Origin of the sequence: Georgenia alba (genome assembly GCF_042665525.1) — a bacterium.
Lineage (GTDB): Bacteria > Actinomycetota > Actinomycetes > Actinomycetales > Actinomycetaceae > Allobogoriella > Allobogoriella alba.
In genome coordinates this window covers 664,981-685,415 of record NZ_JBHTCQ010000001.1, presented here as the reverse complement: position 1 = coordinate 685,415, position 20,435 = coordinate 664,981, and the positions used below count along the sequence as shown (strand labels likewise).

11 protein-coding genes are annotated in these 20,435 nt (G+C 72.0%); 2 read left to right on the top strand and 9 right to left on the bottom strand.

Annotated elements, in window-relative coordinates; all coding sequences use genetic code 11:
* Positions 1-3: 3 nt before the first annotated feature.
* The 8 genes from ACFQQL_RS03215 to ACFQQL_RS03180 form a co-directional block, all read right to left on the bottom strand.
* Positions 4-639: a DUF6226 family protein gene (locus ACFQQL_RS03215; RefSeq protein ID WP_382391190.1), complete on the bottom strand. Its 636-nt coding sequence runs from the start codon at positions 637-639 to the stop codon at positions 4-6.
* A 111-nt stretch (positions 640-750) separates the two neighbouring features.
* Positions 751-2,757, bottom strand: a complete 2,007-nt coding sequence (recD, locus tag ACFQQL_RS03210) for an exodeoxyribonuclease V subunit alpha (protein ID WP_382391188.1) — start codon at positions 2,755-2,757, stop codon at positions 751-753.
* On the bottom strand, positions 2,754-6,143 hold the full coding sequence (locus ACFQQL_RS03205) for a UvrD-helicase domain-containing protein (protein ID WP_382391186.1): 3,390 nt from the start codon (positions 6,141-6,143) through the stop codon (positions 2,754-2,756). Before ACFQQL_RS03205 ends, recD begins: the two co-directional genes overlap by 4 nt.
* Positions 6,140-9,514: an exodeoxyribonuclease V subunit gamma gene (gene recC / locus ACFQQL_RS03200; RefSeq protein WP_382391184.1), complete on the bottom strand. Its 3,375-nt coding sequence runs from the start codon at positions 9,512-9,514 to the stop codon at positions 6,140-6,142. The genes ACFQQL_RS03205 and recC overlap by 4 nt, the downstream gene beginning before the upstream one ends.
* Positions 9,515-9,649: 135 nt before the next feature.
* On the bottom strand, positions 9,650-10,978 hold the full coding sequence (locus tag ACFQQL_RS03195; RefSeq protein ID WP_382391182.1) for an ABC transporter substrate-binding protein: 1,329 nt from the start codon (positions 10,976-10,978) through the stop codon (positions 9,650-9,652).
* 27 nt (positions 10,979-11,005) lie between these two features.
* Positions 11,006-11,872 carry a carbohydrate ABC transporter permease gene (locus ACFQQL_RS03190; RefSeq protein WP_382391180.1) on the bottom strand — a complete coding sequence of 289 codons (867 nt, stop codon included), beginning with the start codon at positions 11,870-11,872 and terminating at the stop codon, positions 11,006-11,008.
* Positions 11,869-12,741 carry a carbohydrate ABC transporter permease gene (locus ACFQQL_RS03185; RefSeq protein ID WP_465254018.1) on the bottom strand — a complete coding sequence of 291 codons (873 nt, stop codon included), beginning with the start codon at positions 12,739-12,741 and terminating at the stop codon, positions 11,869-11,871. Before ACFQQL_RS03185 ends, ACFQQL_RS03190 begins: the two co-directional genes overlap by 4 nt.
* A 150-nt stretch (positions 12,742-12,891) precedes the next feature.
* Positions 12,892-15,078, bottom strand: coding sequence for an alpha/beta hydrolase (locus tag ACFQQL_RS03180; RefSeq protein WP_382391176.1), 2,187 nt, complete (start codon positions 15,076-15,078; stop codon positions 12,892-12,894).
* Between the two features lie 391 nt (positions 15,079-15,469).
* On the opposite strand from ACFQQL_RS03180, the gene ACFQQL_RS03175 reads away from it, so the two are divergent.
* Positions 15,470-16,513 carry a LacI family DNA-binding transcriptional regulator gene (locus ACFQQL_RS03175; protein ID WP_465253989.1) on the top strand — a complete coding sequence of 348 codons (1,044 nt, stop codon included), beginning with the start codon at positions 15,470-15,472 and terminating at the stop codon, positions 16,511-16,513.
* 118 nt (positions 16,514-16,631) lie between these two features.
* Complete coding sequence (locus ACFQQL_RS03170; protein ID WP_382391174.1) at positions 16,632-18,677, top strand: alpha-glucuronidase; 2,046 nt, start codon at positions 16,632-16,634, stop codon at positions 18,675-18,677.
* A 48-nt stretch (positions 18,678-18,725) separates the two neighbouring features.
* On the opposite strand, the gene ACFQQL_RS03165 is transcribed toward ACFQQL_RS03170, so the two are convergent.
* Positions 18,726-20,414 (bottom strand): metallophosphoesterase family protein, encoded by a 1,689-nt coding sequence (locus ACFQQL_RS03165; RefSeq protein WP_382391172.1) that lies wholly within the window; start codon positions 20,412-20,414, stop codon positions 18,726-18,728.
* Positions 20,415-20,435 lie beyond the last annotated feature (21 nt).

Sequence of the window (20,435 nt, the reverse complement as noted above, 5' to 3'; positions counted from 1 at the left end):
CGGCTACCGGCGCGGCCAGGGCTGCCAGCGACCGTCCGGCAACGAGCCCAGGCGACGGCGGACCGACCAGACCGTCGGCCACGGCATACGACTCCTGCCTTCGCCGGAGGCCTCGCCGTCCGACAGGCCGATCCAGTGCCACTCCCACCGCGCAGCGCCCACCCGGACCCACTCGGCAAACCGGCCCTCCACCACGGCGAAGGCGTGCTGCTCGAGCTCGTCGACCTGGACCGCGAGAGGCTCGTCGCACGCGTCGCACCCGCAGTTTGGGAAGTGGAACGTCGTCAGCTCGCCGGCCTCGAGCAGCAGGCCCGGGTAGTCCGTGTACACCAGCGTCAATGGCGCCGCCTCGGACGCCCGGGGGCGTAGGCCGACCACGCGCGCCGCGTCCTGCCAACGGCGCTCGGCCGCCCGGTCCCACGGCTCGGTCCTGAGCTCGACGTCGTAGGTCGCGACCAGATGCTCGACGAGAGCATCGGCCACCTCGTGCAGCGGGGCGAACCGCTCGGGATGCGAGTCGTGGCTGTAGGTCTCCTCCGGCGGCCCGCCCACGCCCCACCGCTCGCCGTACTCGAACGGCTTGCCGTCGGCGTCGCGGAAGACCTGGCGCGGCAGCGGCGGACGGACGTAAGCGGACACAGCCGGACGGTAGGCCAGCCCGACGGCGGACGGCCACGTCTTTGCCGCACCGTTCCTTCCCGTCCACGTGGCTCAGGAGACCGGCGCGATCCGTCCTGACAGTCGAGTCACCTAGCCTCCGTTCAACGGCAGCGGGTCACGCAGCCCCGACGCCCGGCGCACCGGCCGCTCGACGGCGGTCCGCACCGCGTCCGCGGCGCCGACCACCCGCACCGACTCCCGTGCCCGGGTCACCGCCGTGTAGAGCAGCTCGCGGCTGAGCAGCGGGGACGTCGACGGCGGCAGGACCAGCGACACGGTGCGGAACTGGCTGCCCTGGCCGCGGTGGACGGTCATCGCGTGCACGGTCTCCACCGGTGGCAGGCGGTGCGGCCGGATCGTCAGAGGCGCGGCGGGATCGCCGAACGCGGCGATCACCTCGACGTCCTCGTCCCAAAGCGGGCTCGGCTCGCTGTCCCCGCCCGCGGTGCCGCCCCCGCCGACCGCGACCACCACACCGGTGTCGCCGTTGTACAGGCCGGTCTCACGGTCGTTCGCCGTCACCAGCAGCGGCCTGCCCAGGTACCACGGAGTCTCCTCCCGACCGCCGAACCCGGCTCCGGGATGCCCGCCGACCGCCTCGCTCACCCACTCCTCGACGAGCGCCGCCCAGTGCGCGACGCCGGCGGGCCCGCGGCGGTGGGCGAGCATGAGGCGGTGCTCCTCCAGGGCCTTCAAGGCACCCGTGGCATCACCGGCGCGTGCCGCCGTCACCAACCGGGAGCCCGCGGCCACGGCGTCCTCCCGGACGGGCCGGATCTCCTCCTCGGCGGGCCGCTCCCCCGCGATCTCGACGAACTCCACCCCACCTCCGCCGTCGCGCAGCAGCTCGAGCACCCGGTCCGCCTCCCCGGCGCGGATCGCGTCGGCGAGGGGCAGGATCCGGCTGTCCGCCGCCTGCCGGTGCACCTGCGTGAGGCGGACGACGCCGGCGCGCAGCCGCTCGTGCTCCTCGTCCCCGAGCGTGGCGGGCACGAGCCCGGCAGGCACGGGAGGCGCGGACAAGTTTGACGAGTCGGCACAAGGTTGACGACTCGCGGGGAGGGGGCGGCGGGCGGTGAGGTCGCCGAGCACCGCGCCGGCCTCGACGGAGGCGAGCTGGTCCGGGTCGCCCACCAGCACCAGGCGGGCGTCCGGGCGCAGGGCCTCGAGCAGCCGTGCCATGAGTGAGAGGGAGACCATCGACGTCTCGTCGACCACCACGACGTCGTGCGGGAGGTGGTGGCCTGCGTCGTGCTGGAACCGCGTGGAGGAGCCGGGCCTCCAGCCGAGCAGCCGGTGCACGGTGCTGGCCGGCGGGTCTCCGATCCGGGCGCGGTCCTCCGGCTCCAGGCCCGCCACCTCACGGTGCACCGCCTCCTGCAACCGGGCGGCGGCCTTGCCGGTCGGGGCGGCCAGGGCCACCCGCAGCCCGCCACCGCTCACGTCCTGCAGGACCGCGAGCAGCCGGGCGACCGTCGTCGTCTTCCCGGTCCCGGGCCCGCCGGTCAGGACGGTGAACCGGCCGTGGGTGGCGAGCGCGGCGACGAGCCGCTGCCGGTCGTCACCGGCGGCCGGGAAGAGGCGGTGGACGGCCGCCGCCAGCCGGTCGTCGTCGATGCCCGGGACGCGTTCGCCGAGGCGGGCGTCGACGGCGCGGCGCACCAGCAGCTCGTCCCGCCAGTACCGGTCCAGGTACAGCCGTCCGTCGACCCACCGCACGGGCAGGTCGGCCGGCCCGTCCACACCGACGGAGACCAGCGGGCTGGCACGGAGCCGTTCCGCCCACGCGGCGGGCTCGGGCCACGGCAGGTCTTGCGGCGCGGCCGCGTCGGCGTCGGGGTCCTCGGCCTCCGGCACGGCCAGGGCGGCCAGCTCCTCCGGGTCGCCCAGCCGCACGCACACCGAGCCCGCGCGGACGGCCCGCACGGCCAGCGCGACGGCGAGCAGCACCGACTCCTCGCCCTCGCCGGTCAGGCGCCCGAGACGGGTCGCGACGTGGATGTCCGGTGCGGCGAGCAGGCCGGCCGCGTTGAACGTGGCGAGCAGCGGCGGGGCGTGCAGCGCCCGCCGGACGTCGGTGACCACCTCGGCCGTCATGGGCGTGCCTCCGTCCGGTCACGCGTGCCGTCCAGCAGCGCCGAGAGCGCGACGACGAGCCGCGCGGGCGGCCGCCACGCCATCACCCCGTACGGGGTGCCGCCAGTGCCTTCGACCACCGGCGTCTGCGGACCGCACATGCCGCGGACGAACAGGTACAGCCCGCCGCCGAGGTGCACCTCCGGGTCGTAGCCGGGCTGCCGCCACCGCAGGAAGCGGTGCAGCGCCGCGGAGTACAGCAGCAGCTGCAGCGGGTAGTGCGCCCGCATCATCGCCTCGGCCATCGACTCCGGCCGGTAGTCCCACGCGGTGAGCGGTTCCTCCATCGGGCCCAGCCGGTTGGTCTTGTAGTCCACGACGAGGTACCGCACCTCCGGTCCGGAGCGGATGCGCAGGACGGCGTCGATGCTGCCGGTGAGGTAACCCAGCAGCCGGGCGGCGGGCCGGGTGCGGTCGGTGTGCCGGTCCAGCCGGGCGAGCTCGTCGGCGTACGGCGCGAAGACGTCGTCGCCCGGCAGGTGACGTCGCAGCAGGTCCGCGAGGTCGGTCAGGGTCGCCGCGGCGGCCGTGCCGGTCAGGTCGCCGCCGGCGAGCGGCAGCTCGAACTCGAGCTCGGCGAGCCGGTCCGCCGTGGGGATGTCCGCGAGGGTGCGGTCGTCCGCGAACGGGCCGAGCGGCGTCGCCATCACCGGCGCCAGCGCCGCGGCGAGCTCGGCCGGGTCCACGCCGGGCAGGCCACCGGCCTCGCGGCACCGGGTGAGCAGCTCCCCGGCCAGGTCCTCCGCCCCGGTGTCGACCTGCTCGAGCACCTCGTGCACCAGCGAGCCGAACTGGGCACCCGCCGGCAGGTCGGCCATGGGTGAGGGCAGGTCACGGCCTGGTTCGGCGGACCCGCCGCCCGCCGCGGGCACCGCGACCTCGGCCTCGTCCTCGATGCCGGTGGTCTCCGGTTCGCTGAGCACCCCCTCGGCGTGGGCGGCTGCGGTCAGGCCGCTGTAGGAGGTGCGGCGCCAGGAGTGGTCGAGCGTGCGCCGCCAGGACGCGAGGGCGAGGTCGGCGCGGTCCCGCCCCGGCGGGGTCCAGCGCGGCGGCCGGGGCCAGGCCGCGACGGTCTCCAGTCCGACGGTCCCGTCCGAGCCGTCGCACAGCGCCGTCAGCGCGGCGGTGACCTTCTCGTCGGTCAGGGCCCGGACGTGGTCGGGCGGGACCTGCCCGGGCGAGAAGGCGCCGAGCAGCAGCCGGGTGAGCGGCCCGCCGCTGGAGTTGGTGGACGGCGCCCAGTGCAGGACCACCTGGGCGGCGGCTCGCGTGAGTGCGACGTACAGGAGCCGCAGGTCCTCGCCGCGCTCCTCGTCGAGGTGACGCGCACGCGCCTCGGAGTAACCCGGGTCCTCCTGGCCACCGACGTGCAGCATCCGGCGCCGGTCCTCGCGGTGGAAGTGCAGGAAGGCCGGCGTCCGCGACTCGAACCGGTCCCACCCGAACGGCACGTAGACCACCGGGAACTCCAGCCCCTTGCTGGCGTGGACGGTGACCACCTGGACGGCTGCCGCGTCCGTCTCCAGCCGGCGGCTCCGCTCCTCGGCGTAGTCGTCCTTGGCCTCCTCGATGCGCCGCCGCAGCCAGTCGGTGAGCGCCGCGATGCCCAGCCGGTCCTGCACGGCGGCCAGGTGCAGCGACTGGCCGACGTGCCGCAGGTCGGTCAGGACCCGCTCGCCGGTCGCGGTCCGCATGAGGCGCTCGGCCACCCCGAAGGACGTGACCGCCTCCAGCAGGGCGGCCACGCCCCGCTCGGCCAGGACCCGGGACCAGCTGCGCACCCGGTCCGAGAGCGCCTCGCGGTCGGCCTCGCTCGCGCCCGCGAGCCGGGCCGCCGACCAGCCGACGAACGGGGTCAGGGCCAGCGCTGCGGTGCGACCGGCGTGCCCCGGCTGCTCGAGCGCGGTGAGCAGGGTGAGCCACTGCTCGGCGGCCGGCGCGCCGAAGACGCTGGAGAGACCGGAGACGACGGCAGGCACGCCGGCGGCCGCGAGCGCGTCACGGACCGCCGCCGCGTCGGCGTTCCGCCTGGTCAGGACGGCGACGTCGCCGGGCTCCAGCGGGCGCCAGGTCTCCCCGTCGCGCAGTCGGGCGGACTCGAGCTGCTCGACGATGTCGGCCGCGACGTCGGCGGCGATGAGCTCACGGACGGGCGCGATGATCGGGTCCTTGCCGCGGAAGCGGGTGAACGGCTTCCGGGTGACCTGCCGGATCCGGACCGGGGCGCCGCCGTCGAGCCGCCGGCCGGTGTGCTCGGCGTCCACGGGTCGCACCACGATGTCGTTGTCGCCGAGGGCCGCGCCGCGCAGGACGTGCCCCAGGCCGGTGAGCACCGGGGCGTCCGAACGCCAGTTCCGGCCCAGCGTGGCCTCGGCGGTGGCGACGCCGCGCGCGTCGAGGTAGGTGACGACGTCGCCGCCGCGGAAGGCGTAGATCGCCTGCTTGGGGTCGCCGATGAGGACGAGCGTGCGGTGGCCGTGAAACGCGGTGCGCAGGATGTCCCACTGGACCGGGTCGGTGTCCTGGAACTCGTCGATGAGGACCACCTGGTACCGCTGCCTGACCCGTTCCGCGGCCGCCGGCCCGTGCTCGGGGTGGATGAGCGCGTCGCGCAGCAGCACGAGCAGGTCGTCGTAGTCCATGAGGTGCCGTTCCCGCTTGCGGCGCAGCACCTCCTCGCGGGCGTCGCGGGCCATGGCGAACCGGTGGCCGGGCAGCGACTCGGCCGGGGCGTCCCGCGGCTCCAGCTCGGCCTGGTGGTCGCTGACCGCCTCGCGGGCGATCCGCCGGGCCTCGGTCGGCGACAGGACGGGGGCTGGGGTGTCGGCGTACCGCTGCAGGTAGAGGTCGTCGACCACCTCGTCCACGAGGTCGGCGATGTCCGGGACGAACGTGTAGTCGGTGTCCACGTCAGCCGCGACGCCCAGCGCACGGAGCATCTGCTGGCAGAACCCGTGCGTGGTGGTGATGGTGGCGGTGTCGAGCTGGGCCAGGGCCGCCGTGAGCCGCTGCCGGCGTCGGACCAGCTCGGCGTCGTCCACGTCCGCCAGGTGCCGCACGACGGCGTCCTCGCTCTGCCGTGCCACGGGCGAACGCAGGGCCCGCTCGGTGCTCAGCAGCCGTTCCCGGACCCGGTCGCGCAGCTCGGACGTGGCGGCGCGGCCGAAGGTGACGAGCATGAGGTCGGCGAGCTCGGCCACGCCCTCGGCGACGTAGCGGGTGGCGAGCGCGGCGATGGTGAACGTCTTGCCGGTGCCCGCACTGGCCTCGAGGACCGTGGTGCCGGACGGCAGCGGCCCGCAGACGTCGAAGACGGCGTCCGCCCGGGCCCGCTCGGCGGCCGTCATGCGATCTCCGTCCGCTCGTGGGCGAGCAGCGGGTGCCACACGCGGCGGGCCAGCACCCCGAGCCGGGAGGTCTCCTCGGGCGAGGACGCCTGCTCCTCGGCGGTGGGGGTGCCGAGGATGTCGTTGAGGTCCGAGTCCGGGCCCCAGCACAGCTCGTGGTAGTCGTCCTTCCGCTCGAACCCGGTGTCCCACTCCCGGACCACGTCCCGCAGGGCCATGTCCACCGAGTCCCCGCCGAACCGGGCCTTGGCGTACATCGCCGCGACGCCCACCGGGATGGGCAGCGGCTCGCGGGCGGCGAGGTCGCGCAGCGTGACGAGCTCGGCCAGGTACCCGGCCGCCTCGGTCTGGCCGGGAGCGGTCAGGTGCGAGATGGCGGCGGCGGACCGGTTGCCGAGCGGCCGCCCCACCGTGTGGGCGGTCCACTGCCGGCCGGGACGGCCGGCGGCGAGCGCGAGGAGCTGGACCCAGGCCCGGATGCGGTGCTTGGGACCGAGCTTGGAGAACACCGCGCGCACGACGGCGGTCTCGTGGACGCCCGGCACTGTGCCGGTCAGCACCGTCCCGTCCGGCAGGCTCGTGGCGACGTCGACGGCGCTCGCCTCCCCCACGGCGTGGCGCACCGCGGCGTTGCCGATCGGGATGACCTGCTCCTTGACCTCGTTGAGGCTGGCGTAGCCGAGCTGCTTGGGCGGCACCTGGCCGCGTCGCCACTCGGCGGCGAAGGCACGCTCGGGCTCCACCCGGGCGAGCCGGGCGGCAAGCATCCGGTCCCCGATCTGCCACCTGGTCAGCGGGTCGAGCGTGAGCGGGAGGCGGTCCTCGACGTCCTCGACCTCGCCGGCGAGGGAGATCCGGAGGCGGTGCCGGAGGAACCACTTCACCGGGTGCTCCAGCATCTGGATCAGGTCGTCCAGGTCCACCTGCGGCGGGTCCTCGCACGGCTCGGCGGGCAGCGGCTCGGCGAGGAACGGCCCCGTCCCGGCGCGACCGCCGCGGCCCGCGCGCGCCGCGGCGTGCGCGTGCGCGTCGAAGGAGAACGGTCCGGGCCGGCCCAGGACGCCGGGGGTGAAGTTGCGTTCGTCGACCACCTGGAGCGGGTGCCGGACGAGGACCCGATCCCGCAGGTCGCCGCCGTCGGGGCTGGTGGCGGCCACGTCGAGCGCGTCGAGCAGCTCGCCGACGGGGACGGCGGGCGGGCGGGCGGCGCCGGTGCGCTCGTCGGCGCCGGAGTACAGCACCACGAGGTGCTCCTCGGCCGCGGTGACGGCGTCGAGGAAGAGCTGGCGATCCTCGCTGCGGCGGTCTCGCTCGCCCACGCACGGGTCACGCAGGAGGACGTCGTCACCGTCGGTCGAGGCGGACCGCGGGAAGACGCCGTCGTCGACGCCGAGGAGGCAGACCACGCGGTGCGGCACCGCGCGCATCGGCTCCATGGAGCAGATGGTCAGTGCTCCGGTGCGGAAGCCGGAGCGCGTGGGGCGGCCCTCGAGCCGGCCGGCCAGCAGGGCGCGCAGGTCGGGGAGCCGGAGCGGCACGTCCTCGTGCGTCTCGGCGCCGGTGCGGACGTCGCCGAGGATGCGGCGGGCCTGGACGAGCTGCCAGGTCTCGGCCGGTGAGGTCTCGGCCAGCAGGGTCAGGGCGCGGTCGAGCGCGTCCAGCCACTCGGCCAGGGGCCGCGCGCCGTCGAGCGTGTCCAGCACGTCAGCGAGCCGGTCCAGCAGCTCGGCGAGCCGGCCGGCGAGGTCGATGTCGGTGGAGTCGACGTCGTCCATCGGCAGGGCGGGCCCGACGAAACGGTGGTCCTCCTCGGCCATGGCGGCCCCGAGCAGGATGCGGTCGAGCGCCACGTCCCACGTCCCCTGGCGCAGCTCTGGGAGCCCGAACCGGGCGCGACGCTCGAGGTCCTCACCCCAGTGGACCCCGGCGGCGACGGACCACTCGCGGATCCGGTCGATGTCGTCGTCGGCGAATCCGAACCGCCGCCGGACGGGCTCGGAGGCGGCCAGGTCGAGGACGTCGGAGGCGCTGACGCGTCCGTCGGCGAGCCGGAGCAGGTCGGAGAGCAGCCCGAGCGCCGGGTTGGTCTGGCCCGGGCCGCGGTCGGCGAGGCGCACCCGGAGGCGATGGCCCGGGTGGACGGTCGTGTCGCCGTCCGGGCCGGCGCCGTCGACGGCGAGGCCGAAGGTCGCGGTGACGAGCGGCGCGACGGCCTCGACGTTCGGGCACATGACGATGACGTCACGCGGCTCGAGAGTGGGGTCGTCCGCGAACAGGCCGGCGAGGACCTCGCGGAGGACCTCGACCTGCCGGGTGAGGCCGTAGCAGGCGTGGACCTGGACGCTGCGGTCGCCCGGGGCGAGGACGTGCGGCGCGATCTCCGGGTCGTCCCGGCGGAGCCGCTGCTGCAGGGCGCCGAGGAGGTTCTCCGGCGGGTCCGGCGCCGGGTGGTGGTGCGCGACGGCGGCGGCACGTTCGGTGAGTCGGCGCTGCAGCTCGGTGGTGTCGCGGGCCATGGACGCGAGGATCGGGTGCCGGGCGGCCATGGGCTGGTCCCGGCGACGTCGCGAGGTCGCCGACGTCTGCGCGACGCGGTCCCACAGCACCGGGGACGGGTGCGGCAGCCACAGGTGGACGTCACGGTGCTCGGCGAGTGCGACGAGCACGCGCAGCTGGTCCTCCGGCAGCCGGGTGGGGCCGAACACGGAGAGTCGCGCGGGCAGGTCGATCCCGTCCGGGCGCGCCTCGATCGCCTCGACCCCGGCGGTGAGCTGCTCCGCCGGACCGGGGACGCCCAGGTGGTCGCGCACGTGGCGCCACAGCTCGGCCTGCCAGGCCAGGTCGGGCGGCAGCGGGCTGCCGGCGCCGTCCTCGTCCGAGCCGGCCGCCCAGGCACGCACGAGGTCCGGGCGGCCCGAGGAGTAGCCGGCGAACAGCCGGGCAAGGTGCCGCGCGAGGCTGAGCCGGCGGCCCCGGCGCACGGCGCGCGGGTCGTCGTCCTGCCCGAGGTACCGGGCGACGGGCGCCGCCCACGGCTCCGCCAGCGTGGCGTCGAGGACCTCGAGGAGCGGCCAGGTCAGCCGGTCGGTGCGCCAGGGGTCGTCGTCGGGATCCCGGCTCACCGCGGACGCCAGCGCCTGCGCGACGAGGCGGCGCGGGGAGTCGAATGTGACGTTCGCGCAGACCCCGCTCTCGCCGTCGGGCCCGGCACCCAGGTGGTGCGAGAGCCGCTGCGCGAGCCACCGCTCGACCCCTCGGGTGGGGACGGCGACGACGTCGGGCGTGAACGGATCCTCGGGCGGTTCGGCGAGCAGTGCGGCCAGCGGTGCGACGAGCGCGTCCGCGCGCTCGGAGCGGTGCAGGTGCAGCACTGCCTCGCCTCCCTCCGGTGACCCGGAGTCAGCCTACGGCGGTCCACCCCCGCGGCGGCATCCGTCCACAGCCGAAAGGCCGGCACACAGCGGTGGCCGGCGGCTTGTCGCCGCCGGCCACCCGCGATGCCGCCGCTACTGGCCGAGCTGGTTCTGCAGGTCGGCCTGCGTCTGGTCGAGGGCGTCCTGCGCCGGGGTCCCGTTCTCGAAGACCTCGGTCAGGGTGACCGTCGTGAAGATGTCGTCGATCGCGGGCCACGCCGGGTTGGTGAACCCGTCGAAGTGCCCGATGTTGCCCTGCACCTCGTTCAGCACGTCGAAGAGGTTCGTCTGGAAGTACTGGTTGTACTCGTTGTCCTCCGCGTGCGTGACCTCCTGGTCCTCCCAGACGGCCATGTTCACCGGGTCGAACCCGAGCACCTCCCAGACGGCCACGTTCGCCTCCGGGGAGAGCTTGGCGAAGGCGAGCCAGTCGGCGGCGATCTCGGCGTCCGGGGAGGAGGCGATCACCGCGGTGCCGGTGCCGCCACCACCGATCGTGTCGTACTCGCCGCCCTCCATGACCGGGGCGGGCGCGATGGCGATGTCACCGGAGAGGTCCGGCATGTAGTCGACGAACCGCGAGGTGTACCAGGCCGGGTACACGATCGCCGCGAAGTTCCCGTCGTTGATGGCCCCGTAGGCCTCCTCGATGTCCGGGCTCCCACCGGGGATGGTCGACGTCGCCCCGGACTCCAGCATCTCCTGCTGGAGCTCGAGCGCCTCGACGGCCTCCGGGCTGTTCACGGCGACCGTGCCGTCGTCGTTGAACAGGTTCCCGCCGAGCTGGCCGACCATCAGCGGCGTCATGAAGTTCACGGCCGTGCTCGCCACCCCGAAGGCGTTGCCGGTCTCCTCGTGGTACTGCTGACCGGCCTCCTGGAAGTCCTCCCAGGTCTCGATCGTCGTGTAGTCGACGCCGGCCTCCTCGAGCAGCGCGTTGTTGTAGAAGGCGACGAACGCTCCGACGTGCGTCGGGTAGCCGTAGACCATCCCGTTACGGGAGTACAGGTCGAGACGGGCCTCCACGATCTCGTCGCGGTACGGCTCCGCGGCCTGCGTGAGGTCGGCGAGCGGCGGGTTGTCGCCCTGCACGAAGTTCGAGAACTGGTTCACCTCGATGTCGACCAGGTCGGGCAGGCCGGTGCCCGAGTTCACCGCGAGCTGCAGCTTGTTGTGCATCTCGTCGTACGGGTACACGGTGATGTTGAGGTCGACCGGACGGTCCGGGTTCGCCTCGTTCCACTGCTCGGCCATCTGCTCGTAGTACGTGCCGTGCAGCTCGGCGAACACCCACATGTCGAGGCTGTAGCGGCCGTCCTCGCCCGGTCCACCCTCGTCCGCGCTACCACCGCCGCAGGCGGTGAGCATCGCGCCGGCCGCTGCCAGCGCCGTGAGCGACATCGCGCGTCGCATTCGAGTCATCTTGTTTCTCCGATCAGCTCGTGATTTTCAGCCCTTGAGGGCGCCGGCGGTCATTCCGGCGACGAAGAACCGTTGGAATGCCAGGTAGAGGATCAGGATGGGTATGAGCGAGAAGAACGCGCCGATGATCAGCAGCTCGTAGTTGTTCGCATACGGCGTCAGAAGCGTGTTCAGACCGATCGGCAGCGTGAACTTCTCGGGCGAGCGCAGAACAAGCAGCGGCCACAGGAAGTTGTTCCAGATGATCATGCCGTTGAGGATCGCCATCGCCGCGATCGCGGGCTTCGATATGGGCAGCACCAGCTTGAAGAAGATCCCGAACTCGGTCACGCCGTCGACGCGCCCGGCCTCGAGCAGCTCCTTCGGAATGCCGAGGAAGTACTGCCGGAAGAAGAAGATCGTCACCGCGGCCGCCAGGAAGGGCAGCACGATCACCGCGTAGTTGTCGGCGAGACCGACGTCGTTCACCATCACGTACAGCGGCAGCATCATCATCTCGAACGGCACCGTCATCAGGAGCAGCACGGCGACGAACGCGGCGTTCTTTCCGACGAAGTCGTACATGGCGAACCCGTAGGCCACGAACGAGCTGACCAGGAGCGTGCCGGCCACCTGCACGACGGTGAGCACGAAGGTGTTGAGGAACCACCGGAAGTACGGCCCGGAGTCGGTGAAGAGCATCACGTAGTTGTCGAGCGAGAGTGATGCGAGGTCGACGTCGAAGCTGATGCCGCGGCGGATCACTTCGTTCCCGTCCTGGAACGTCCCGACGAAGATCGCCACCAACGGGATCAGCACGATGAGCGTCAGGGCAAGCAGGAACAGCCCCTGAATGGCGCCGAACAGCCACCGCGGCAGGGCGTACTTCTCGCGTTCGAGGCTGCGACGGCTCATCGGTTCGCCTCCTTCCGGAAGGTTCCGGACAGGGTCAGGTTCGTGATGTTGATCGTCATGACCACGACGAGCAGGACGACGCCGACTGCCGAGGCGAATCCCAGGTCGTTCTCCTCGACTCCCTTTCGGTACAGATATCCGACGACGGTCAGGCCCTGGTTGTTCGGCGAGTTGTTGCCGGCATACAGCATGAAACTCTCGAGGAACATCGCCAGGCCGCCGTAGATGCTGATCGTCATCACGTAGATGATCGTCGGCTTGAGGTTGGGGATCGTGATCCGGAAGAACTGCTGTACCCGGCCCGCGCCGTCAAGCGATGCCGCCTCGTAGTACTCCGTGGGAATCGACTGCATCCCGGCGAGGAAGTACATGATGTTGACGCCCGTGTACCGCCACATGGCGAGCGCCAGCAGCGCGACGAGGCCGGGGACGTCCTCACGGAGCCACCGCACCGGATCCAGGCCGAAGAAGGTGACCACCTGGTTGATGAGGCCGGACTCGGTCTCCGAGAACATCAGCCGGAAGATGATGCCCGCGACGACGACGGAGGTCAGTGCCGGGACGAACATCGAGGCCTTGAACAACGCCTTGATGCGGGCGCTGCCGATCCGTGAGTTGATGATGGCGGCCAGGATCATCGGGATGGGGATCAGCAGCACCAGGGTCAGCACCATGTAGCGGACGCTGTTGAAGAGTGCCTGCCAGAAGACTCGGTCGTTCCACAGGCGCTCGTAGTTGGTCGCCCCGATGAAGGTGGCGTCGCCGTACAGGACCTGCTGGGTGCTCATGACGACGGACCTCACGAGCGGCACCGCCCAGAACGCCAGGAGCGTGATCACGAATGGCGCGATGAAGAGGTAGGGCGCCATGCGCTGCGAGTACAACAGCTTCTTCACTCGTGCTGAACCTTTCTGGACGAACGTCGTCTCGCAGCGCCGGGCACGCGGCACGGGGCGTCGGAGCAACGGCTGCGCGGGCGAGCGGGCACGGTCACGTGCTTCCGGCGCGGATCGGCCGCACTACCGGAAGATCCGCGGCGCGAAGTCGATGAGGTCGTGCTGCCAGGTGTCCCACCCGTGCGGCCCTTCGAAGAAGCCCGCGAACTCGTACTCGATGCCCACCTGGTCGAAGGTCTCCAGCGTCCCGACCACGGAGTCGTAGGTGAAGTCGGTGACGTTGCCGTTGTACAGCCGCAGCAGGGTCGTCCCGTCGTTGATGGCATCGGCATCGAGTGCGGCGGGGTCGCCGGAGTACCCCGCGGAGAACGTCCCGACGTAGGCGAACTCGCCCGGGCGGGTGGTCAGGATCTGCATCGTCTGACCGCCGCCCATCGACAGGCCCGCCAGGGCGCGCCGATCCGGGTCATCGCTGACGTTGAGCTGTTCCTCGGCCGCAGGGGCGAGGTTCTCCAGCAGCTCGGAGGTGAAGTCGTCGACGTTGCCGTTGCCCATCACGACGACCATCGGTTCCAGGTTCCCGTCGCGGAAGTGGTTGTCGAGGATGTTCTTCGCCTGCCCCATCTCGGTCCAGTCCGTGTAGCTCTGGCCGCCACCGTGCTGGAGGTAGAAGACCGGGTAGGGCTCCTCGCGGTCGACGTCGTAACCGGGTGGTGTCCAGGCGAGCGCGGTGCGCTCCCCTTCCGTCACGTCGCTGTGGTAGTTCAGCTCCCTGATCTCGCCACCTTCGCCGTCGGGGACGGGGGTGACCATCCGGGCGCTCTCGCCCGGGACGAAGAACTGGCTCCACGTCGGCTCGCTCGTCACCGAGGTCGGGTTCCCCGTGTCCTTGGTCGACTCGAGGTCGACGATGAAGCGGTAGTGGTACCACCCCGGCGAGAGCGGCCCCACGGTCCCGCGCCACCGGTCACCGGCCTTGCTCAGCTCCACCCGCGTCCACAGGTGGCTCGGGCCCCAGTTCGCCCAGACGGTGACGTGCTCGGCGTCCGCGAACTCGGTGGAGGTCTCGAAGGTCACGTATCCGTTCTCGTCCACCCACGGCGTCGGCGTCGTGCCCGGCGCCGGCGTCTCGAACGGTTCCTCGATCGGGAGGTGACCCGGGCTCATGCCCTCGAAAGGGGGCTCCTGGAACAGGCGCTGGGCGAAGTCGACGAGGTTCTCCTGCCACGCGTCCCAGTTGTGACCTGCGTCCGGGTTGGCACCGTCGAACTCGTGCTCGACACCGGCCCGGTCCAGGGCGTCCATCGCCGTGAAGACGTCGTTGTACGCGATGTCGGTCTGGTTCCCGACGTACAGCCGGAAGAGCTCCGTCCCCTCGTTGATCGCCTCGACGGGGAGGTCATCGAGGTGGTCGAAGCGCCCGGCGCCGAACGTCCCCACGTACCCGAAGTCACCGGGACGCGTCGCGAGCACGTCGAACGCCTGACCTCCGCCCATCGACAGGCCGGCAAGCGCCCGCTGCGACGGGTCACGGCTGATGTTGAACGTCCGCTGCGCCACCCTGGTGATGTGTCGCCGTAGCTCGGCCGGGAAGTCATCGACGTTGCCGTTGCCCATGACCACGACCATCGGCTGGATCCTGCCCGCCGCGTAGAGGTTGTCGAAGATCTGCGCGGCACGTCCGACCTCGGTCCAGTCGCGGTAGCTCTGGCCTCCGCCGTGCTGGAGGAAGAGGACCGGATACGGCTCCGGCCGATCCGCGTCGTAGTCCGGCGGCGTCCACGCGAGTGCAACCCGCTGCTCGCGCGCCACAGAGCTGCGATAGGTGAGCTCCTGCAGCTCGCCGCGGTCCGCGGCCGGTGCGTCGGCCAAGAGCTCTGCACCCTCCCCCGGGACGAAGAAGGTGCTCCACTCCGGCTCGGAGGCGACGCTCGTGTCGTTCGTCGGGTCCTTGACCGTCAGATGGTCGTCCGCCGTGATCTGGTAGTAGTACTGCCCCGGCTCGAGCGGTCCCAGGACTGCGGTGGCCACGTCGCCCCTCAGGGTGAGTCCGAACTCCGCCCAGTTGGCGGAAGGACCGAAGTTCCCCTCAGCGACGATCTGGGTGACCTCGCCACCCACCATCGCCTCGAGCTCGTCGACCGGCACGGTGAAGGTCGCGAAGCCCTCGTCGTCGACCGTCAGCCACGGCTCCGTCGCCGCGGCCGGCGTCACCGCCGCCCCCAGGGCGACGAGCATTCCCGCCGCACCGGCGATCATCTGCCGCCACGCTCCGGCCGCGGCGGGGCGGCCCTGCCGAAGGTCACTCACGTTGACTCCCCTCGTTGGGATGTCGCACCACCGCAGTACCCCCGGGCACGGCGACCGACCTCTGGTCCAGCAGCTCAGCGAGACGTTACCACGATGTATGCTCGCTGACCTGCGCGTTTATCACGTTGTATGCTCGCGCGAATCATTCTTGTGCGCACCGTCGACCCGTGTCAAGGCAACGCAGCAGCACACCCACGGCGCACGACACACACCGGCACGCTCACCTGGAGGACCCAACGATGGGCCGATATACACTCGGGCTCCCGGATCCGCGGGAACGAACGCAGTCGTACGGGTCCGCCCAGAGGGCTGCGGATGTCGCGGTACAGCACCTCCGCGTGAGGCGTCGGGTCCGGCTGACCGGCACTGGAGAGAACGCGGGGATGCGCAGTTGAGCGTGACTATGCGGGACGTCGCACGGTTGGCGCGCGTGTCGGTCAAGACCGTCTCGAACGTCGTCAACAACCAACCCCACGTGCATCCGAGCACGCGCTCGCGCGTGGAGAAGGCGATCTCGGAGCTCGGCTACCGGCCCAATCTCTCGGCACGAGGGCTTCGTTCCGGACGCACCGGCGTCATCGGACTCGCCGTACCCGAGCTACGGCAGAACTACTTCGCCGAGCTCGCGGACGCCGTGATCCTGGCCGCCGAGCGGCGCAACCTCAGCGTGATCGTCGGGCAGGCCGGCCGAGATCGCCAGCACGAGATCGACGTGCTCGCTCATGGCCTGCGCCAGACGGACGGGCTTCTGTTCAGCCCGGAGCGGCTGGGCACGGAGGACACAGATCTCCTGGACGTCGTCGACTACCCGCTCGTCATGCTCGGCGAACGGATCTTCGGAGGACCCACGGATCACGTCACGATGCACAACGTCTCGGCCTCGCGGGCCGCAGTGGATCACCTCATCGCGCAAGGGCGTACGCGGATCGCCGTTCTCGGCGCCCATCCGGACCGGCGCGAAGATCAGCTCCGTGCGGCCGACCTGCGCGTCCGCGGATACCGCCAGGCGCTGGAAGTTGCCGGGATACCGCACGACCGGAGCCTCGAACGGACCGTGGCGCCCTGGCACCAGGAGGACGGCGCCAACGCCACCAACGAGCTGATCGCCTCCGGCGTGGAGTTCGACGCGGTCTTCGCTCTCAACGACGCGCTGGCCCTGGGCGCGCTCCGATCGCTCGGGAAGTCGGGCCGGCGCATCCCGGAGGACGTCGCCCTGATCGGCTTCGACAACATCACCGACGGACGCTTCACCCTCCCCTCGCTCTCCACGGTCGACGCGGGCCGTGACGAGATCGCCGAGACTGCCGTCAGGATGCTCGTCGAACGGATCGAATGGGGCCCGCGGACGCAGCGACCGCCACGCCTGCACAAGGCCCGCTTCCACATCGTCGAACGCGAGTCGTCGGTCGTCACACCACGGGCGCACCGACGGTGAGGCCGTCCCAGCGCCGGCCGCGAGTGCCCTGCCGACGAACGGTGACGCACAGCGCTCAACCTCGACGACCGTCCGGCACACATGAGTGCCACGGGCGAGCAACCCTTCCGGAGATGTGATGTCCCCTCTTCCCCCGACCGCCGACCACGCCTGGCTACCCCCCGACCCCGGCCATGACCTCGGCTCACGCGCCGTCGCGATCGACGCAACCGGCCCCCTCGGGGAGACCGTCCGGGCCGAGCTCGTCGCGCTGACTGCCCGCCACGGGGGATCGGTCAGCTCGCCCGAGGGGGCCACCGTCGTGCTCATGACGGCGGACCGGGCGGCCGACGCCGGCATCGACCTGGAAGCGCTGGAGGAGGTCGGCGACATCCCGGACGACGGGTTCGCGCTGGTCCGTGCCGCCGGGAACGTCGCCGTCGTCGGCGGCTCGGACCGCGGTCTGCTCTACGGCTTCCATCACGTCCGACGAGCGGGCCTCGACCTCGACGCCCCGGACGGCGTCGAGGTCGATGCGCCGGCACACCCGATCCGCATGCTCGACCACTGGGACAACGTGGCCGTGCACCCGGTCATGGGGCGGGTGGAGCGGGGCTACTCCGGCGGCTCGCTCTTCTACGACGACGGTCGGCTCCGGCCGGACCTGACACGGGTCGGGCACTACGCGCGCCTGCTGGCGTCGGTCGGGATCAACCGCGTCGCGCTCAACAACGTCAACGTGCACGCCGCCGAGGCCAGGCTGCTGACGGACCGGCTGCACGACGTCGTCCGGCTCGCCGAGGTCTTCCGGCCGCAGGGCATCACCGTGTACCTCTCGGTCAGCTTCTCCTCGCCGATGACGTTGGGCGGGCTGCCGACGGCCGACCCGCTGGAGGAGTCCGTGCAGTCGTGGTGGCGGGCCGCCGTCGACCGGGTGTACGACGCGATCCCGGACTTCGGCGGGTTCGTCGTCAAGGCCGACTCCGAGGGCCAGCCCGGGCCGTTCGGCTACGGCCGCACGCACGGCGACGGCGCCAACATGCTGGGCCGGGCGCTCGCCCCGCACGGCGGGGAGGTGTTCTGGCGCGCCTTCGTCTACAACCACCAGCAGGACTGGCGCGACCGCTCCACCGACCGTGCCCGCGCTGCCTACGACCACTTCGCGCCGCTGGACGGCACGTTCGACGACAACGTCATCCTCCAGGTCAAGCATGGCCCCATGGACTTCCAGGTCCGCGAGCCGGTCTCCCCCGTCATCGGCGCCGTTCCGCGCACCCGGCTCGCGCTGGAGCTTCAGGTGACCCAGGAGTACACCGGCCAGCAACGCCACGCGTGCTACCTGGCGCCGATGTGGTCGCAGGTGCTGGGCTTCCCGTTCGGGGACGACGCCGCACCATCCGTCAGCCAGCTCGTCGCCGGCGCCGCCGGTGCCGCGGCCGACGCTTCCGCGGAAGCGCACTCCGGCGGCGTGGTCGCCGTCTCCAACGTGGGCGCCGACGAGCACTGGACCGGCCATCCGTTCGCGCAGGCGAACCTCTACGCCCTGGGCCGGCTCGCCTGGGACCCGGACCTGTCACCGGAGGGGATCCTCGACGAGTGGCTCGGCGCCACCTTCGATGACGACGCAGTCCGGGACGCGGCACGGTCGATCATGACCGGCTCCTGGCAGACCTACGAGTCGTACACCGCCCCGCTAGGGGTCGGCTGGATGGTCCGCCCCGGGCATCACTACGGACCCGACGTCGACGGGTACGAGTACACGCCCTGGGGCACGTACCACTTCGCCGACCGCGACGGCATCGGTGTGGACCGGTCCGTCGCCACCGGGACCGGTTACGCCGGCCTGTACCCCGAGCCGTGGGCAAGCCGCTACGAGCGTCCCGAGACGACGCCGGACGAGCTGCTCCTGTTCTTCCACCACGTGCCGTACACGCACCGGCTGCACAGCGGGAAGACGGTCATCCAGCACATCTACGACTCGCACTTCGAGGGTGTCGAGCGGGTCGAGGAGATGGTCGCCGCGTGGGAGGCGGTGGCCGACCGGGCGCCGTCGGCGGTCGCGCAGCGGGTGGGCGAGCGGCTTGCCGAGCAGCTGCGCTCCGCCGTCGAGTGGCGCGACCAGATCAACACGTACTTCCTCCGCAAGTCCGGCATCCCGGACGAGCAGGGCCGAACGATCTACTGACGTCCGTGCTGCCGCCGCCCGGCCTGCCGGCGAGCGGGCCGGTTCCGCTCAGCCGCGCCGCTGGGCGCTGTGCACGTAGGGGTTGGGGATCGTGACCTCGCGGACGACGTCGTTCACGTCGTTGGTCGGTGTCGCGCCATCGACGGGGCCGAAGTCCCGGCCGGTGACGACCATCCGATCGCGATAGACGTCGACGGTCAGCCCGCGGTTGATGTCCCGCGTGACGACCTCGCTGATGCCGTCCGTGCTCTCCCCGCGTGCGTCCCACTCGACCTGGACAGCGCCGGTGTTCACCGCCCAGAAGCCGTCCGGGTGGCCGCCATCGGTGCGCCGCTGCACGGCCCAGTCGCCCAGCTCCAACGGGTAGTGCGTGTGCCCGTTCAGGATGACGGCGTTCGGGTGCTCGCCGAGCATCCGGGTGATCCGGTCGTTGAACTCGTAGTGGTCGTGGTACCAGGGGATCCACGACGCCGACGCCGTGTCCCCGAGCGGGAAGTGCGAGATCACCAGGACCTGGGTCCGCTGCCGCGACCAGTGATCGAGGCGCCGGTCGAGCCAGTCGAGCTGCGCCTCGCTCATCGGGACCTCGGGCGGGCGCGCCTCCTCCTGGCCGAGGACGAGGACGGGCACGTCGACGCCGCCCTCGCCGGTCAGCAGGTACTCGCCCCAGACCTCGTCGCGGCCGGCGAAGTCGAGGAACCGGTCGCGCAGCACGGTCCACGGCTCGCCGGTGTAGCTCTCGTGGTTACCGATCGCGGCGGCGACCTGCTCCGGCAGCAGGCCCTCCGCGCCGGACATGACGTCGTCGATCTCCTGCCACTGCGCCGCGCTGCCGGTGTCGACGATGTCGCCCACCATCAGCAGGCCCGACGCGGCCGGCCGCACCGCGGCGAGGTCCTCGAGGGCGTGGCCGAGGTCGTCCGGGTCGCCCTGGATGTCGCTGACCACCCACGCCGACGTGGGGGTGCCCTGCGGCGCGCCTTCGGCCTCGCGGACGGCGACCGAGTCGATGGCCCAGTACCAGGAGTTCGCGCCCGATTCGAAGTGCCACCGGAACGTCGCGTCGCGTGCTCCGGCCGGCACGTCGACGACGACCTCCTCGTTGGCGTTCATCGCGGCGCCGTCGTAGTCGTCGGTGACCGTGCTGCTGTCGTAGCGGACGAGCTCGGTCTCCTCCCCGCCGTCGAACGAGACCGTGACGGTGGCCGACTGGCCCTCCCAGCCGCGGTAGTGGCTGTCGAAGGTCAGGAGCACCTCGCGGCGCCCGCGCACGTCGACGGGCTCGGAGGAGAGCGTGGAGGCGAACGTCTCGGGCACGTCGCCGCCGTCGGCGAACTCGTCGGAGTCGGCGACGGCGATCACGTCGTGCGCTCGGCCGAACCGGTAGCGCATCTGGTCCTCGGCGTCGTTCCAGAACTCGCGCGTGGTGAAGGACCAGCCGCGCCACTCCTCGATCCCGCCCCCTGCCATCGCCCCCGGGGTCTCGACGGACCAGCCCTCCGGCGGCTCGTGGGTGAAGCCGACGGTGCCGGGCTCGATCCCAGGGTCCTCGGCCCGGGGTTGCAGCCGGTCGGCGAGGGAGTCGAAGCTCTGGCGCACGAGCACCCCGTCGGTGGGGCGGCCGGTGCTGTCGGGTCGCTCACCACCCGGGCTGGCACCCGCGGTCGAGACGAGCGAGCAGACCAGGAGCGTGCTGACGGCACCGGCGACCGACGCACGACGAGACAGCGAGGGCACGGGGGACCTTTCGTCGTCGAG

What these genes read in the sequence shown, in the direction of transcription:
- ACFQQL_RS03205 (WP_382391186.1), bottom strand. Translation starts at nt 6,143, where the DNA reads ATGACGGCCGCCGAGCGGGCCCGGGCGGACGCCGTCTTCGACGTCTGC.
- ACFQQL_RS03185 (WP_465254018.1), bottom strand. Translation starts at nt 12,741, where the DNA reads ATGGCGCCCTACCTCTTCATCGCGCCATTCGTGATCACGCTCCTGGCG.
- ACFQQL_RS03190 (WP_382391180.1), bottom strand. Translation starts at nt 11,872, where the DNA reads ATGAGCCGTCGCAGCCTCGAACGCGAGAAGTACGCCCTGCCGCGGTGG.
- recD (WP_382391188.1), bottom strand. Translation starts at nt 2,757, where the DNA reads ATGACGGCCGAGGTGGTCACCGACGTCCGGCGGGCGCTGCACGCCCCG.
- ACFQQL_RS03195 (WP_382391182.1), bottom strand. Translation starts at nt 10,978, where the DNA reads ATGACTCGAATGCGACGCGCGATGTCGCTCACGGCGCTGGCAGCGGCC.
- ACFQQL_RS03170 (WP_382391174.1), top strand. Translation starts at nt 16,632, where the DNA reads ATGTCCCCTCTTCCCCCGACCGCCGACCACGCCTGGCTACCCCCCGAC.